Genomic DNA, 14,610 nt, shown 5'->3' on the forward strand with positions numbered 1-14,610 from the left:
AAAACACGAACGGGTGATACGTCGGCCCAGACCCGAAGCTACAGGCGTAGTTCGAAGAAAAATGTCACCTCGTGTACCCCTACCCGAGGTGAATAGAGAGTGATGCCGGATTGGTATATACTTTGTGTGTGCCACTTCGGCGCGCGGACATAAACGACCCGCACAGGCAACCAGGACAAACACAGAATGAACGGGACAATACAAAACGAAACCATGCAATCATCGTCTGACACCGGAGAGATTCCCGCTGAATGGGAGCGATCACCCATCAGAGGGGACGAGATCCAACTCCAGCATCGGGACGGAGATATCGCCGTGAAGGCAGTCAGAGCGTCGATTGCGGACGAATGGGAACTCGAACTGGAGGACAGCATCGGAAACAGATACACCACGATCCGACCGGTCGGCCGCGTCGCAACGCGCGACCGTGCCGTCTCGGCACTTCTCTCGCTCGCGGAGACCGTCAACGACATCCGTCGTGAGCGGGAGGACGTTCGACCGGACGACATCGTCCGCGAGGTACAGCGCAGCGAGCGGGTTCCGGTTTAAACGATTTCCCGCGCGATTTCAGCCACTTCTTCCGCGGAGTTCCCCAGAACGTAGACGATGGGCTCGATACCGTAGCCGCCGGTCTGATAGAGCACCGTCGCGTCGGGCGTCCCGTCGAGCGCCGTCTCGATTGCCGTGCCGAGGTCGTCGTACTCGGCGTCGAACTCGGCGGTCGCACGGCCGGTCGATTCGAGTCGCTCCACGATTTCGGGCGCGTACCTGATGTTGAGCGCGGCGTGGACGTCCGCGCCCTCGTTCCGGGCCGCGAGGAGGATGGAGGCGACGTGCCCGCTGACGCCGAACTCGGGGTCGGCCGGAATCGTCGCCCGTCCCTTCACGTCGAAGATGCGACCGGGAATCCCGGCCACGTCGTCGATGCTCTCGGCGTTGGGGAGACACTCACAGAGGTTCGACCCGACCGCCGGAATGAGCGACGTGAAGCCGCTCGTTCCCTCCACGATGTGCACGCCGCGGCGCATGGACGAGAGGACGCGTTCGGTCGCCCGTAGTTCGTCGTCCGGGTCGTGAACGTTGAAGTCGCCGCCGTATCCAGCCAGTTCGGGCATCGCCTCCTCGTGGAGTTGTGCGATGAGGTCGCGGTCCTCAAGTCGACGGATGAGCACTTCGACCTCCACGAGCGCCTGTAGCTGGCTCATGCTCTCGGTTGCCAACCCTTCGCCGATTTCGTCCACGAGGCGGGCGACCCGCTCGTCCTCCCGAACCCGCTCGTTTCCCGCCACGTCGCCGTGCGCGTACTTCGAAACCGCGCTCTGGCTGATGCCGAGGGCGTCCGCGACCTCGCTCTGGGTCAGGCCGCGCTCCCGAAGGTCCTCGGCGAGCATCGACCGAAACGTCGGGAGGAACTCCTCGACGACGACTTCCTCCGCGAACCTCACAGTTGGTCACCGCCGAACTCGTGGTCGCTGCCGATTCGGGACGCCTGCGGTCCGGCTTGGTCCTGATATTTCGAGCCGCGTTCGGACCCGTAGGGTCGATCAGAGGGGTTCTTGAGTTCCGTGAAGATGAGCTGGGAGATTCGGGTTCCCGGCTTGAGCGCGACCGGCGCGGTGCCGAGGTTCGACAGTTCGAGCGTGATCTGGCCGCGATAGCCGGGGTCCACGACGCCAGCAGTGGCGTGGACCACGACCGCGAGTCGCCCGAGCGACGAGCGTCCCTCGACGTGTGCCAGCAGGTCCGACGGGATTTCGACGCGCTCCTTCGTCGTTCCGAGGACGAAATCGCCCGGATGAAGGATGAACTCGTCGCCCTCGTCCACGATGGTTTCGGTGACGTAACTGTCCACCTCGTCCTCGCTGTCGGGATGGATGCAGGGGATGTTGGTGCGCTGGAATTCGAGGAACTCCTCGCCGAGTCGGAGGTCGATGCTCGCCGGTTGAATTTGGAGATCGGGTTCGTCTATCGGTTCGACGACCAGTTCCCCCGATTCGAGCCGTTCGTGAATGTCCGCGTCCGAGAGTATCATTGTCGAAAACAGGGGAAGGGGTACCTAAAGGCTCTCCGGTCAGTGGGCGTTCGTCGGGGGGATTCTCGGGACACGAATCGGAACTAGCCGAGCGCTCCCATAACGAACAGCAAAACCGCGACGATTCCGGCGGCCGCCGCCGCTTCACCGGTCCTGAGCCGTCGGGCGTGTTTCAACCCGTACGTCCAGACGACACCCTGCCAGAGCGCTCCGAGGGCAGAGACGAGTAGCGTCCCGCCACGGGCTTTCGCGATGAGCGACTGGAGTTGGTCCGTCAGGAGTTCGACGTTGCTTCCCGAAAGGTCGACGTGCTGGAGCGCGATGTAGAACAGTCCGAGACCGACGAGCGCCTGCACCAGCGACGGCAGCATTCCCCAACCAGCGACCGCCAGCGTGCTGGAAAACGACCCCTCGCCGTCGAAGAGGGCGGAGGTGACGTGCAGTCCGACTGCGGTCAACGGCCATCCGACGAGGATGCCGACGAAGACGAGCGGGACCTTCTTCTGGAACTCCTTCCAGAGGAGGTCGCCGACGACGACGGTTTTCGTCTTCGGTTGTGAACAGCCATCGGACACCGGATTGTCCTGGTAGAACTCATCGTTGCAGAACACGTCGGCGGGGCGATTCGGGTTGTCTATCTGCGTCGTCCCGGTCATTCGTTGGCTCAGCGACCATCCAATAACTCCGAAAATCGCCGTCGAAAAAAGCGCGACGACGAGGACGACGGCCAACGCGCTTCCCAGACTCGGTCGCGGCGTTCGTTCCTCAAAGAACGTGTCGGGGTGAAAGAGGGCATCCGAAAGCATACATTCGCATATTTGTCACGTATAATAAGCTTTCTCGAATCGAGTAGGAGCGCTTTAGTTCGCCACACCACCATCCAGAGGTATGAAACAGGCCATCGTCGCTCGCACCGACATCGGGATGGGGAAAGGAAAACTCGCCGCGCAGGTCGCTCACGCGTCGCTGTCGGCGTACGAGGATACCGGAGACCGAGCACGAAAACGGTGGAAGGGCGAGGGTCAGAAGAAGGTCGTCCTGAAGGCGGGAAGCGAGGAGGAACTGTTCCGTCTCGCGGAGAAAGCACGGGTGGAGGGACTTCCGAACGCCATCATCCGCGACGCCGGACACACGCAACTTGACCCCGGTACCGCCACTGCCCTCGCCGTCGGTCCCGCCGACGACGACCTCGTGGACAAGGTCACCGGCGACCTTTCGCTGTTCTGAGAACCCTCCGAAATATATCAAATCCGAAATCTTTTGCCGACCCGGTCGCTTCTCTTTGCTAGGGCATGTACTCTGTTGCCATGTGTCATATTGTCAAACGCAACGTTGGCAGAGACTTCGCGGCCATTTCGTTCGAGACCGATGGATAAATCGACCGTCCGTGCCGTTCTCGACACGCTCCCCGACGTTTTCTACGTTTTCGACGCAAACGGCAGGCTCGTCGAGTGGAACGACCGGCTGACGACCGTCACTGGCTACGACGACGACGAACTCCGGAGCATGGCTCCGCTGGATTTCATCCCGGAAGCGGACGCGGAGATGATCGCCGAGGCGATCGACATGGTGTTGTCGGGGACGAGCGCGGAGACGCGCCAGTCCGCACTCGTGACCAAGGACGGCGACCACGTTCCGTACGAGTTCAACGCGACGCGAATCACGACCGAGGACGGAACGGTTGCCGGATTCGCAGGGACGGGGAGAAACCTCTCCAAGCGACGGAAACGCGAGCGTGAACTCCGACAGCAGCGTGACGAACTGGAGACGCTGAACCGCATCAACGAACTCGTCCGCGAAGTCATTCACGAACTCGTCGACGCGGCGACGCGCGAGGAAATCGAGGAGGCGGTCTGCTCCCGGTTGGCCGATTCCGATCTCTATCGGTTCGCGTGGGTCGGCGAACACGATATCGTCGAGGACAGTATCATCTCCCGCGCACACGCTGGCGACGATGGAGCGTTCCACGAACTCGTGGGCGAGGTCGAAGCGACGAACAAAGTTTGGGAACGACCCGCGACGACGGCGTTTCGGACGGAACGACACGTCGTCGTCCGTGATTTTTCCGAGACCCCTGCCCTCACCGAACGCCTTCGAAAGGAAGGGAGGGAACAGGGACTTCGGTCCGGAATCGCCGTTCCGCTTTCGTACGGAGGGACGACCTACGGGGTGTTGGTCGTCTACGCGACGCGGGCGAACGCTTTCAGCGAGCGCGAGGCCGCCGGGTTCGATGTACTGGGCGAACTCGTCGGGTTCGCCATCAACGCCGCCGAGAGCAAGAAACTCCTCGCGACCGACAGACCGGTCGTGGAACTGGCGTTTCGTGTTACGGACGATGAAGCACTGCTGGTCGATCTCTCGCGCCGAATCGACTGCACGCTCGTCCTCGATGGTACCGTTCCGACATCCGACGGTCGCTACCTCTACTACGTCCGCGTCGAAGACGCATCGCCGGAGCAGGTGGCTGACACCGCCACGACGGTCCCGAAAATCGACGAGGCACGCATCGTCTGGGTGCACGACCACGAGGGACTGCTCGTGCTGACCGTTTCCTCGTCGTTGGTCGAGAGTTTCATCGAATCCAGTGCGAAGGTACAGACGGCACGCGCACACGACGGAAGGGAAGATATCGTCGTGGAAGTCCCGAAGGGAACCGATATTCGGGCGTTGATGTCGTCGATTCGCTCCTCGCATCCCGACACCGAACTCCTCGCGAAACACGATCTCGAACGAACCGAACGCTCCGAGCAGGATTTCAGGGACGCGCTCTCGACCGAGTTGACGACGAGACAGCGCTCGGCGTTTCGGGCCGCGTATCTGGCTGGCTATTACGACTGGCCGCGCGAGAGTACGGCCGAACAGATCGCAGAGTCGATGGGCATCGCACCCGCGACGCTCCACCAACATCTCCGAAAGGCCGAACGGAAACTCGCATCTTCGTTTTTCGACGAATCTCCGGACTGAACTCCGGACATCTATGCACGATATTGCGGTATGGTAACCACTCACACCCAACCAACGTACGTAGGTAGCGCGTACTTGTCCCCCAAGTACTAGTACACGGTTGATGATGGAGAGACACACGAAAACCGAGACATCGCCGAGAGAACGAACCGAACTATCGGCAGAGGTGCTGTTCGACGTGCTGAGCAGTTCCTACCGCCGATACGTCCTCTCGTATCTCGCAGATGCGACATCACCGACCGAGATCGGTGACCTCGCGTACCACGTCGCGGCGTGGGATGCGGATTCCAGCATCACCGAAATTCCGGACGACGACGCCGACGAGGCGGAGATTCTGCTGTATCACGTCCATCTGCCGAAACTCGCGGCCGCCGGTCTCGTCACGTACGACACCGAATCGGGAACCGTTTTTCCCGGTGAGTCAATGGATTCGGTGACGGAACGCATCAGCATCGTCGAGTAGAGTTTTTTAATTCCGTTCGGGCACAACCTCCGGACGAATGCGCGAGGCACATCCCATCGAGAGAGTGGTCGGCATGGAGTATTACGTCAGCGACGCGGACGGCGTGGGGGGAACGCTACGCGAGACGAACGAGGATTTCCGGGTGCGGGAAATCGAGCGGTTCGACGCGGAGCCGATGGACTCCGATACGGGGTCGTACCCGTATCTCGTCGTCCGTGCGACCCTGCACGGGTGGGACACGAACGATTTCGCCCGGAGTCTGTCCAGCGCGCTCGGTATCAGCCGGGAGCGCGTGTCGTGGGCCGGGACAAAGGATAAGCGCGCGGTGACGACCCAACTGTTCAGCCTCCGGAAAGTCGACCCGGGGGACCTCCCGGAGATGCGAGCCGCCGAACTGGAACCCGTCGGGCGAGCGGGCCGTGAACTCCTGTTCGGCGACCTCGTGGGCAACGAGTTCGAGATAACGGTTTCGAACCCAGACCGCCCGGAAAACGCGGACGACATCGCCGACCAACTGCGCGAGTTCGCCGGAGGCGAGGACTCCCTCGCCGTTCCCAACTTCTTCGGACAGCAGCGATTCGGAAGCCTGCGACCCATCACGCACGAGGTCGGCCTCCACGTCGTCCGCGAGGAGTGGGAGGACGCGGTAATGGCCTACGTCGGCAACCCGTTCGAGACGGAACCCGACGACACGCGCGAGGCCCGTCAGCGCGTCGAAGACCGCGCACCCGATTGGGACGCCGTCCTCGACGCCCTGCCGAACCGACTTGGGTTCGAGCGCTCGATGGCTCACCGACTCGTGGAAAACGGCGGAACGGACCCCGAGGATTTCCGGGACGCGCTCGAATCGCTCCCGACGAACCTTCAGCGGTTGCTCGTCAACGCCGCCCAGTCGTACGTGTTCAACCGCATCCTGAGCGAGCGGCTTCGGCGCGGGCTTCCGTTCGACAAACCGGTCGCGGGCGATGTGGTCTGTTTCGCCGAGGAGGTGGACGGCTTCACCGTTCCCGACATGGACCGCCAGCAGACCGTGAGCGAAAAGCGCGTTCGGACCATCGAACGCCACTGTCGGCGCGGGCGGGCGTTCGTCACCGCGCCGCTGGTCGGCACCGAGACGGAACTCGCCGAGGGGGAGCAGGGCGACATCGAACGCGAAATCCTCGACGACCTCGACCTCGAACCGCACGATTTCAACCTGCCCGGCGAGTTCCACTCGACCGGCACCCGCCGCGCGATACTGCTCGGATCCGAGTTCTCGCTTTCCCACGACCCGCTTTCGTTCGCATTCTCGCTTCCCTCGGGCTCGTATGCGACGGTCTTCTTACGCGAATTCCTGAAGGAGAACCCGCTGGAGATGGGATAGCGGGGCGGCCCCGGCCGCGTGTATAATCCTTCACCGTACTTCGCTCCACGGCTCCGAGGGCATATGGTGAACCCCGGCGTGACTCCATCGATGGCCGGTCGCAAGGGAAGGGTGATTTCGATACTGCTCGCCGCGGTCGTTTTCGTCTCGATGACGGTCACGCCCGTCCTCGCGGAGGGCGACGACGCGCCGATGGTGACCGGACTCCCCGCCGGAATCGTCTTCATCGCCGGAGCGGCGCTGTTGGTGTACAGCGTCGAGAAACTCATCGGGTTCCTCACCAAGGCCGCCGTCGGTCTCGACCTCTCCTTGTTCGTCCTCGCGATCCTCTTCACCGGCATCGAGTTCGACGACGTGGTTTTCGGGGTCGCGACCAACGTCGAGAACTTGGACGGCGTCGCGCTCGGCGTCGTGTTCGGCACCGCGCTGTCGCTGACCGGAATCACGCTCGCGCTGGCCGCCATCCTCACTCCCTTCGAGGTGGACGTTCCCCGCGACTACCTCGTCCTGTTCGCGCTGTCGCCGTTCGTGATGGTGCCGTTTGTGCTGTCCGGGAGCGTGACGCCCTCCGATGGCGTCGTCCTCATCGCCCTGTTCGTCCTCGTCTTCGGCTACATCGTGTACCGGGAATCGAGTCGCAACACTCCCGTCTTCCGGGATACGGAGGTACGGGAGATGCTGGACGGTGGTGTCGTCCGCCCCGCCGCCGACGATATTCCGTTCGTCCCCGACCGCGAACTTCCGGGAATCGCGTGGTTGGGTCTCTCGGTCGTGGCGCTCGTCGGTCTCGTCATCGGTGCCTCGGCCATGTCGATGGGGACGGAGGGAATCGTCACGACCTACGGCATCGAGGACACCGTGTTCGGTGCGACCGTCGCGACGGCCGTGTTGACCGTCGAGGACCTCTTTTTGACCATCGAACCCGTCCGGCGCGGCGCGCCAGAGATCGGCGTCGGCAACGTCGTCGGGAGCGTCCTCTTTTCGGTGACGGGGAAAATCGGGGTCATCGCGTTGGCGGGGAGCATCGGCATCGGGTCGTCCGTCCTCGTCTGGCACCTGCCCGTGTTCATCGTCGGGACCGTGCTCGCGGCGTACTTCATCCACACCGGTCGTCTCCGACCGTGGCAGGGGTACGTCCTGCTCGGCCTGTACGTCGCCTACTGGGTCGTCAGCTTCGTCGTCTTCGGGGGCGCGCCGATAGAAATGTAGACTCAGTTTCCTTTCGGAATCGTCCGTCCGAGCAGGAACGCGGGGATCAGGAAGTCGTTCGGTCCCCTGACGCGGGTAACCGATAGTGTGAGTGCGAGTACGATGGCGAACGCGACGGGCGGAGCGCCGAGGGCCAACCGCCGGTGTCGACGAACCGCAGCGGCGTAGCCGACGCGATAGGAGGGCGAGCAGCGAGAGGAAGGAACCACGGGAGGTGACTATCCGGAAGCGCATACCCGAAGTTGTCTTCTATCCGATATTTATCTTTCTCTCATCGAACTCGATTCCGAAACGCCGACGTTAAACGCCGCGATTGGCAATGAACGCGCATGAACTGTCGGCAGTGTGCGTCCTCGCTCGAACGACCGGGCGACTACTGCCTGGTCTGCCGGACGCAGAACGCCGACTCCGTCGTCCTCACCGTCGCCCGCGACCACGCCGAACTCACGATGCTCCGAGACGAAACCGTCGTGGGGAAGACCGGCGTCCGGACCACGCCAGAGGACGGCGAAAACGAGGTCGTCGAACTCCGCAACTTCGCGGGGCGCATCGCCGACGAAGTCCGCCGGAAACACCCCGAGGAGGTGTACGCGGCGGGCGACCGCGACGTGATTCGGGCGATCCGGGCGAAACTCCACCACGACTTCTACCGCGTCGGCGACGAGGACCCGGTCGAGGAGGTGCTCGCTCGCCGAGGGGAGCGCTCGCTCGAAGTCGTGGACCTCGACCCGAGCGAGAAACTCGGCGGCTCACACACCACGCTCATCGGCAACCGCGACGGTATGCGGGTGATCCGGGAAGTCGCTTGCCACCCGCACGTCAAGAAGGTCATCCCCGGTCCCATCAGCGCCGGAGGGTCGAGTTCGGACTCCGGCGTCCGCGCCAAGGCGACCCGCGCCGACGAGAACGGCAACGTCCGCATCCTCCTCCGCGATGGCTCCAGCGTGCAGGAGAACCGCGTCGTCACTACCGCGATGGACCGCGAACTCGGCGAGCGGATTCGGGAGGATCTGAACGAGGCGCTACAGGAGAGCGGGTTTCAGTAGCCCGCGAATCGGATTTCGGTTTTCGTTCGACGCGTCCGTTGGTCGGTCTCGTACAACCTTGTCCAACCGGACGGCGCGTGCTGGCGGGACCGCGCAACCAACGGTCGGTTGGGTGGTACCGGGATACTGCGCGAGGGATGAACGAGGACGCGCCCGACAGGCGCGTCGGAGTGAATCGGCTGGGGAGGCGGGTGGTGCTGTGCGGTTGCGATGCGGTGCGGTCTCATTGACGTCTGTACTTGCTGTCACGGCAAGACAAGAAGCGGCTCGTCGCGAGCGTGTAGCCGTAACTTTTGTAGTCGAATCCCCCGATTACACTCAATCACGCCCGTTTCTGACGAAGCCCCAGCCCTTTTGGGCCTGCGTAATTATATGTAATTACATGGCCTCACGCTACGACGCGATACTCACGGCTATTCCGACGCTATCGGGCGGTGGATACGTGGCTGGGCAGTTCACGTCGTTCCCGATGGCCATCCTCGGCCTGCTCGGGGCGCTGTTGGTCGTCGGGTACGCGTTGGCTCGCCCGCCGGTCTGAACTCAAAGGGTTTATCAGTCCTCTCGGGTTATTTCCCGGTACTATGGCCGAAGACTCTCGATCACGAACCGGCAGTGCCGGTCGGTTCGGGGCGCGATACGGTCGCGTCGCGCGCAAGCGCATCTCCGAAATCGAAGCGGACATGAACGAAAACCACACCTGCCCGGACTGCGGTAACGACACCGTGGACCGACAGGGGACGGGCATCTGGGAGTGCGGTCGGTGCGGCTACACGTTCGCCGGTGGTACCTACCGCCCGCAGACGCCCGCCGGACAGACCGTCAAGCGCTCCATCCGCGCCGCATTGGCTGACGACGAATAATGAGTTACAAGTGTTCGCGCTGCAAGCGGGATGTCGAACTGGACGAGTACGGCGGCGTCCGCTGTCCGTACTGTGGCCACCGCGTTCTGCTGAAGGAACGGAGCCGCGACGTCAAGGAAGTTCACGTCCGGTAACGCCCGTGTCTCACGACGCGTTTCTCGAATTCGATTACGACTCCGAGGAGCGTGCCGTCACGGTGTTCCGAAGCGTCGAGCAGGAGATCGGCGAGATCGACGACGAGCGCTCGCGGACGACCGTCGAACGGGACGGGAAAACGATGCTGGTTACCGTCGAAGCGACGGACCTCGTCGCCCTCCGCGCGGCCCTGAACACGTGGCAGACGCTGATCGGGGTCGCCGAAGCAGTCGCCGGAACCGCGGACGGAACGGGTACCGAATCCGATCGTCAGATCAGCTGATTGTCAGTCTAGCTTTTTCGGATATGTTTTTTGCTGTATCGACGCATTTGTATTCATCGGGTTCCTTACGATAGCACCGTGTTCCGAAGTAGTCCGGGAACGAAGTGCGGTGTATCGTGGCGTCGAACCACCCCTACCGGGGGGCGATAGTCGTGTTCGACCGACTCAACCCATTCGGGAGTAAAAAGGATTCCACGGGTGGAACGGATTTCAAACGAGGCCACCGCATCGAGATCCGATGTCCCGAGACGATGACGCCGATCGCCACGGAACACACCGACCCCGACGACTGGGATTCGAACGTTCCGGAGGGAGAGGGAGTTGCAACCTACGACTGCCCCGCGTGTGGCGGTCAGCACCGGTATCTCTGGGGGCCGCCGGTCCCGCTCTGTTTGGACGACGAGAACGACGACGACGAACTCGTCCTGTTCGAGGGCGAGTAGACGACGGTTCGAGAACGTCGCGTTTCAGTTTTCGTTCCACACACCACCCTTCGGCGTTCGCGTGAGCGTTCGGTCTTTTTCCCACGTCTCGATCACCTCGTCGAGACCTTCCCGATAGCTCCGATACCGCGGTCGCCAGTCGAACGTCTCCCGAAATCGCTCGTTGGTGGTCGGCATCGAAATCGTCAGCAACTGAACCGAATTCGTCCCGACGAGCGGGCGAGCGAGCCAGCCCGGTATCCGTCGCGGTGTCGGTGCTCCGAGTCGTTCTGCGAACGCGGTGAACAGCGTGGCGACCGTCACCGGTTCGTCGTCGGTGACGTGCCACAGGCCGCTCACGTCCGAGTCGGCCGCCGTGGCGAACGCCCGCGCCGCGTCTTCGACGTGGAGTATCGAGAGCGTCGCGTCCCGTCTACCGAGGAGTCCACCGCCGAGAATCGGGAACTCCCCGTTCAGCAGTCCCGCTCCCATCTGCCGAGTGTGCGCCGAGTCGGCCGAGTAGAACCAGCCACAGCGGAGGATTCCGACCTCGAATCCGTACACCTCTCCACCTCGGCGAACGACGCGCTCCGCTTCGAGCGCGGAGCGCGTGACGCGGTCGGGATGCGGCGGCGAGTCCTCGTCGAATCGACCGCCGTCGGGTTGGCGGGCGACCCAGACGATACTCTGAAGCAGCAGGCGCTTCGCATCGATTTCGTCGGCGACCGCCACGAGATTTCGCGCCCCTTCGACGCGCACCAGATCGTTTCGCGTCCACTCCTCGTCGGCCGGTTTCAGACTCGTCGGAATAGCAGTCGCGACGTGAATCAGCACGTCACAGCCGTCGGCCGCCTCCACTAGCGATTCCCGGTCGAGAACGTCCCCACGTCGGGGCTCTCCACCGTTCTCCGCAACGAGTTCGTCGCCGCGCTCGTCCCGCGTGAGGCCGACGACGTGATGGTTCCGTGCCGAGAGTTCCGCGACGAGACGACGGCCGAGGACACCGGTCGCACCGGCGACGAAGACGTTCATACTCGATGTCACGACCGCCGCGACAATACGAATTTTGCCGCGTGTGTCGGATGGCTCTCCCGTTTCCGGACACGATCGTACTACGAAATATCTTCGACCGGTACTCGAACCGGGCGAAACCACGGCGGAGCGTGCCGGGCGTAACCCGTGCAAAGTCCTTCTGGCTCTCTCCGCGCGAGTAAAAGCGGGGCTTTTTCAGTCCAGACGACAAGGGACGGGTATGCAGGGTAATCTTCCACCGGAAGCACAGGAGAAGCTCGAACAGCTGCAGGACCTTCAGGATACGGCACAGCAGGTCGCCGTGCAGAAGAATCAGGCCGAAACACAGCTCACCGAATCGGAGAACGCGCTCGAAGAACTCGAAGACATCGACGAGGACGCGACGATGTTCCGCGAAGTCGGCGAACTGTTCGTCAAGACCGGCTACGACGAGGCTCAGGAGGACCTCGAAGACAAGGTCGACAGCCTCGAAATCCGCGTCGAGACGCTGAACAAGCAGGAAGAGCGTGTCCGAACCCAGTTCGAGAAACTGCAGGGCGAACTCCAAGAGATGCTCGGCGGCGGCGCGGGCGGCCCGTCCGGCCCGACCGGTCCCGGCGGCGCTGGCGGCGCGTAAGCGATGCCCAGCGACGAAGCGGTCGTCCAGACTGCCTCGGAAGCGGCCGAGGACCTCATATTCGAACGAATCAAGCAGTCGAACGTCAAGGATTTCGACGTGACGGTCACGTTCGAGGAGGGTATCCTCGAAGTGGACGTGTACGTCAACGCCCCGAACGCGAATCGGGACGAGGAGAAGGTGGCGAACGATGCCGCACTGGCCGCCCGCGCGGCGGTTGACGAACTGTTCGCCGAGGCGGAAGCCGAGGAATCGGCATAACGTCACTCTCTTGACTTGCTTATTCAAGCCGAAATATTATAATAGATAATGCAAAAGGGACACTGTGACGAGTCGCCAGTCACTGGCCTGCCCGGAGGGCGACCGCCGAAAACGGCGGAACCGGCGCGCTTTCCTCGCGCCGTGAGACAGCGCCCTCGGGGCTGACCCGCCCACCCGCCACCCATCGGGACAACCGATGACCGGGACACATTTCCCTCGGGCGAACCGGCAGCAATCGAGTGGCAAACGCCCTCCCATCCGGGAGACAGCGAGGACCGACACGACCGACTGCACGCCGGGACACGCCGAACATGGTGACCCGAAAACCCTCGGCGGAGACGCTGGGGGGGGAGTAGGCTCGCGTTCGGACGCGATACGGGGATGGTACGGTTTTCGGGGAGTTAACGAGGATAGATTCACTGCTGTTTCGGCTTTTGGACCGTTTTCTGCACGACGGGAGTACAAAAAGTGACTACTCTGGCCCTGGCTTGAGGTTGCCGTGGGCGTGAAAGACGTCGTCCGGATCGTAGTCGGCTTTGACTTTCGCCAGTCGCGTTGCGTTCTCCCCGAACGGCACTTCCGAGGACTCCTCTTCGAGGCCGGGGAAGTTGACGTACTGGCCCCGGGCCTCGGGGAACTCCTCCATCTCGGCGACCGAGTCGCGCACCCATTCGATGACCGCCTCGGTCTGTCTGGGGTCGTCCCAGTTCGCCTCGAAGTTGAGTCCGTACGGCGCGTCGCGGTGGGCGAAGGCCGTTTCCGTCTCGCCGACGCGGGAGACCGCGCCGCCGCCCTGCCAGATGTCCACGGTCGAGAGCGACACCGGACACCGCTCGGCGCAGTCGACGACGGCGTCGATCACGTCGTCGTTCAACGCGTCCAGATACAGCGACTTCCAGTAGTAGTAGCGCCCGCTCGGATAGTCCTCGTCCAGCATCGTCTGGAGTTCGACGTAGGGAATCGTCCCGCTGAAATCCGCGACCGGTTCCGCGAACGCACGAACCGTTCGCAGTTCCTCCTCGCCCTTCTCCGGGGTTCCCGCGTAGCATCCGAGGACGGCGATGGCCGGGTCGCCCCACGACGCTTCGGGGAACTCGGGCAGTTCCGGAACCCACGCGTAGAACGGGAGCAGGCTCACCTCGTCGGGAGCGTCCGGCGCGTATTCGCGGAACGAACGGAGGACGTCGGGTGCCTCCGCACCGTCGAACCAGACGAAGCACATGGCGACGTCCGGACCCACCGGATGGCAGTCGTACTCGAACGCCGTGACGACGCCGAAATTGCCCCCGCCGCCGCGGAGCGCCCAGAACAGTTCCTCGTGGGAGTCCTCGCTCGCCGTGAGGAACTCCCCGTCTGCGGTCACCACGTCGGCGGAAACGAGGTTGTCACACGAGAGGCCGTACTTCCGCCGGAGGTGTCCCATCCCGCCGCCGAGGGTCAATCCCGCGATTCCGGTGTCCGAGACGACGCCGCCCGGAACCGCCAGCCCGAACGCTTGCGTCTCGCGGTCGACGTCCCCCCACGTCGCCCCGGCACCGACGCGAACGCGTCCCGCTTCGGGCGTGACGTGCACCCAATTCATCGGTTCGAGGTCGATGACGAGGCCGTCGTCGACCACCGCCCGTCCGGCGACGCCGTGACCGCCGCCGCGTACCGCAATCGGATAGTCGTGGTCGCGGGCGAAGTTCACGGCTGCCCGAACGTCCGCGACGCCCTCACAGCGAGCCACCATCGCCGGACGCTTGTTTATCATCCCGTTCCAGACCCGGCGAGCGTCGTCGTACACCGGTTCGTCGTCCGGCGTGACGATGTCGCCTTTGAACTCCGCTCGAAGCGTTTCCACTTCGATTTCGGCTGTTTCGGTCGCCATTTTTCCTCCCCCAATCCGAGTAGGCGAGCGGCGTCGATAAATGCGACTGCAATC

General features: G+C 63.1%; 20 protein-coding genes. 14 read left to right on the forward strand and 6 right to left on the reverse strand.

Translation table 11 applies throughout. The features are described 5' to 3' along the window. Window positions 1-213 precede the first annotated feature (213 nt). Entirely contained in the window at window positions 214-549 is a 336-nt protein-coding gene (locus NKF26_RS07930) for a hypothetical protein (RefSeq protein WP_253226770.1), read from the forward strand. On the opposite strand, the gene NKF26_RS07935 is transcribed toward NKF26_RS07930, so the two are convergent. From NKF26_RS07935 to NKF26_RS07945, 3 genes are all read right to left on the reverse strand, one after another. Then, complete coding sequence (locus tag NKF26_RS07935) at window positions 546-1,445, reverse strand: thiamine-phosphate synthase family protein (protein ID WP_253226769.1); 900 nt, start codon at window positions 1,443-1,445, stop codon at window positions 546-548. The genes NKF26_RS07930 and NKF26_RS07935 overlap by 4 nt on opposite strands. Beyond that, window positions 1,442-2,032: a dCTP deaminase gene (gene dcd / locus NKF26_RS07940; RefSeq protein ID WP_066144595.1), complete on the reverse strand. Its 591-nt coding sequence runs from the start codon at window positions 2,030-2,032 to the stop codon at window positions 1,442-1,444. The genes NKF26_RS07935 and dcd overlap by 4 nt, the downstream gene beginning before the upstream one ends. A gap of 83 nt (window positions 2,033-2,115) precedes the next feature. Further along, window positions 2,116-2,838 carry a Yip1 family protein gene (locus NKF26_RS07945; protein WP_253234158.1) on the reverse strand — a complete coding sequence of 241 codons (723 nt, stop codon included), beginning with the start codon at window positions 2,836-2,838 and terminating at the stop codon, window positions 2,116-2,118. An 82-nt stretch (window positions 2,839-2,920) separates the two neighbouring features. Here NKF26_RS07945 and pth2 point away from each other — a divergent pair, with 82 nt between their 5' ends. From pth2 to NKF26_RS07970, 5 genes are all read left to right on the forward strand, one after another. Beyond that, the gene (gene pth2, locus NKF26_RS07950) at window positions 2,921-3,259 is read left to right on the forward strand and encodes a peptidyl-tRNA hydrolase Pth2 (protein ID WP_066144589.1); all 339 of its coding nucleotides are present in this window, start codon (window positions 2,921-2,923) and stop codon (window positions 3,257-3,259) included. A gap of 141 nt (window positions 3,260-3,400) precedes the next feature. Further along, window positions 3,401-4,996 carry a bacterio-opsin activator domain-containing protein gene (locus NKF26_RS07955; RefSeq protein ID WP_253226766.1) on the forward strand — a complete coding sequence of 532 codons (1,596 nt, stop codon included), beginning with the start codon at window positions 3,401-3,403 and terminating at the stop codon, window positions 4,994-4,996. Window positions 4,997-5,099: 103 nt separating this feature from the next. Further along, window positions 5,100-5,459 (forward strand): hypothetical protein, encoded by a 360-nt coding sequence (locus tag NKF26_RS07960; protein WP_253226765.1) that lies wholly within the window; start codon window positions 5,100-5,102, stop codon window positions 5,457-5,459. A gap of 37 nt (window positions 5,460-5,496) precedes the next feature. Next, complete coding sequence (truD, locus tag NKF26_RS07965) at window positions 5,497-6,822, forward strand: tRNA pseudouridine(13) synthase TruD (RefSeq protein WP_253226764.1); 1,326 nt, start codon at window positions 5,497-5,499, stop codon at window positions 6,820-6,822. A gap of 150 nt (window positions 6,823-6,972) precedes the next feature. After that, on the forward strand, window positions 6,973-8,031 hold the full coding sequence (locus tag NKF26_RS07970; protein ID WP_369682133.1) for a sodium:calcium antiporter: 1,059 nt from the start codon (window positions 6,973-6,975) through the stop codon (window positions 8,029-8,031). A 2-nt stretch (window positions 8,032-8,033) separates the two neighbouring features. Here the strand turns inward: NKF26_RS07970 and NKF26_RS07975 are convergent, their stop codons facing one another. Further along, window positions 8,034-8,240, reverse strand: a complete 207-nt coding sequence (locus NKF26_RS07975; RefSeq protein ID WP_253234159.1) for a hypothetical protein — start codon at window positions 8,238-8,240, stop codon at window positions 8,034-8,036. A gap of 120 nt (window positions 8,241-8,360) precedes the next feature. Between NKF26_RS07975 and NKF26_RS07980 the strand changes: the two genes are divergently transcribed. The 6 genes from NKF26_RS07980 to NKF26_RS08005 all read left to right on the forward strand — a co-directional run bounded on the left by NKF26_RS07980 (window position 8,361) and on the right by NKF26_RS08005 (window position 10,798). Then, the gene (locus NKF26_RS07980) at window positions 8,361-9,077 is read left to right on the forward strand and encodes a DUF2103 domain-containing protein (protein ID WP_253226761.1); all 717 of its coding nucleotides are present in this window, start codon (window positions 8,361-8,363) and stop codon (window positions 9,075-9,077) included. Between the two features lie 382 nt (window positions 9,078-9,459). Continuing rightward, a complete protein-coding gene (locus NKF26_RS07985) occupies window positions 9,460-9,615 on the forward strand; it encodes a hypothetical protein (RefSeq protein WP_190303757.1) in 156 nt (51 codons plus the stop codon). 43 nt (window positions 9,616-9,658) lie between these two features. After that, on the forward strand, window positions 9,659-9,937 hold the full coding sequence (locus NKF26_RS07990) for a 50S ribosomal protein L37ae (protein ID WP_253226760.1): 279 nt from the start codon (window positions 9,659-9,661) through the stop codon (window positions 9,935-9,937). Next, window positions 9,937-10,071: a DNA-directed RNA polymerase subunit P gene (locus tag NKF26_RS07995; RefSeq protein ID WP_066144577.1), complete on the forward strand. Its 135-nt coding sequence runs from the start codon at window positions 9,937-9,939 to the stop codon at window positions 10,069-10,071. The genes NKF26_RS07990 and NKF26_RS07995 overlap by 1 nt, the downstream gene beginning before the upstream one ends. Before the next feature lie 5 nt (window positions 10,072-10,076). After that, a complete protein-coding gene (locus tag NKF26_RS08000; RefSeq protein ID WP_253234160.1) occupies window positions 10,077-10,355 on the forward strand; it encodes a KEOPS complex subunit Pcc1 in 279 nt (92 codons plus the stop codon). A 251-nt stretch (window positions 10,356-10,606) separates the two neighbouring features. Further along, window positions 10,607-10,798, forward strand: a complete 192-nt coding sequence (locus NKF26_RS08005; protein WP_253226758.1) for a hypothetical protein — start codon at window positions 10,607-10,609, stop codon at window positions 10,796-10,798. A 24-nt stretch (window positions 10,799-10,822) separates the two neighbouring features. Here NKF26_RS08005 and NKF26_RS08010 read toward each other — a convergent pair whose 3' ends face one another. After that, the gene (locus NKF26_RS08010) at window positions 10,823-11,809 is read right to left on the reverse strand and encodes an NAD(P)-dependent oxidoreductase (protein ID WP_253234161.1); all 987 of its coding nucleotides are present in this window, start codon (window positions 11,807-11,809) and stop codon (window positions 10,823-10,825) included. A gap of 220 nt (window positions 11,810-12,029) precedes the next feature. Here NKF26_RS08010 and NKF26_RS08015 point away from each other — a divergent pair, with 220 nt between their 5' ends. Next, entirely contained in the window at window positions 12,030-12,425 is a 396-nt protein-coding gene (locus NKF26_RS08015) for a prefoldin subunit beta (protein ID WP_066144567.1), read from the forward strand. Window positions 12,426-12,428: 3 nt separating this feature from the next. Then, window positions 12,429-12,686 carry a DUF3194 domain-containing protein gene (locus NKF26_RS08020; RefSeq protein WP_253226756.1) on the forward strand — a complete coding sequence of 86 codons (258 nt, stop codon included), beginning with the start codon at window positions 12,429-12,431 and terminating at the stop codon, window positions 12,684-12,686. A 472-nt stretch (window positions 12,687-13,158) separates the two neighbouring features. On the opposite strand, the gene NKF26_RS08025 is transcribed toward NKF26_RS08020, so the two are convergent. Next, window positions 13,159-14,556 carry an FAD-binding oxidoreductase gene (locus tag NKF26_RS08025; RefSeq protein WP_253234162.1) on the reverse strand — a complete coding sequence of 466 codons (1,398 nt, stop codon included), beginning with the start codon at window positions 14,554-14,556 and terminating at the stop codon, window positions 13,159-13,161. Window positions 14,557-14,610 lie beyond the last annotated feature (54 nt).

Origin of the sequence: Haladaptatus sp. AB618, assembly GCF_024136965.1 — an archaeon.
Classification (GTDB): domain Archaea; phylum Halobacteriota; class Halobacteria; order Halobacteriales; family Haladaptataceae; genus Haladaptatus.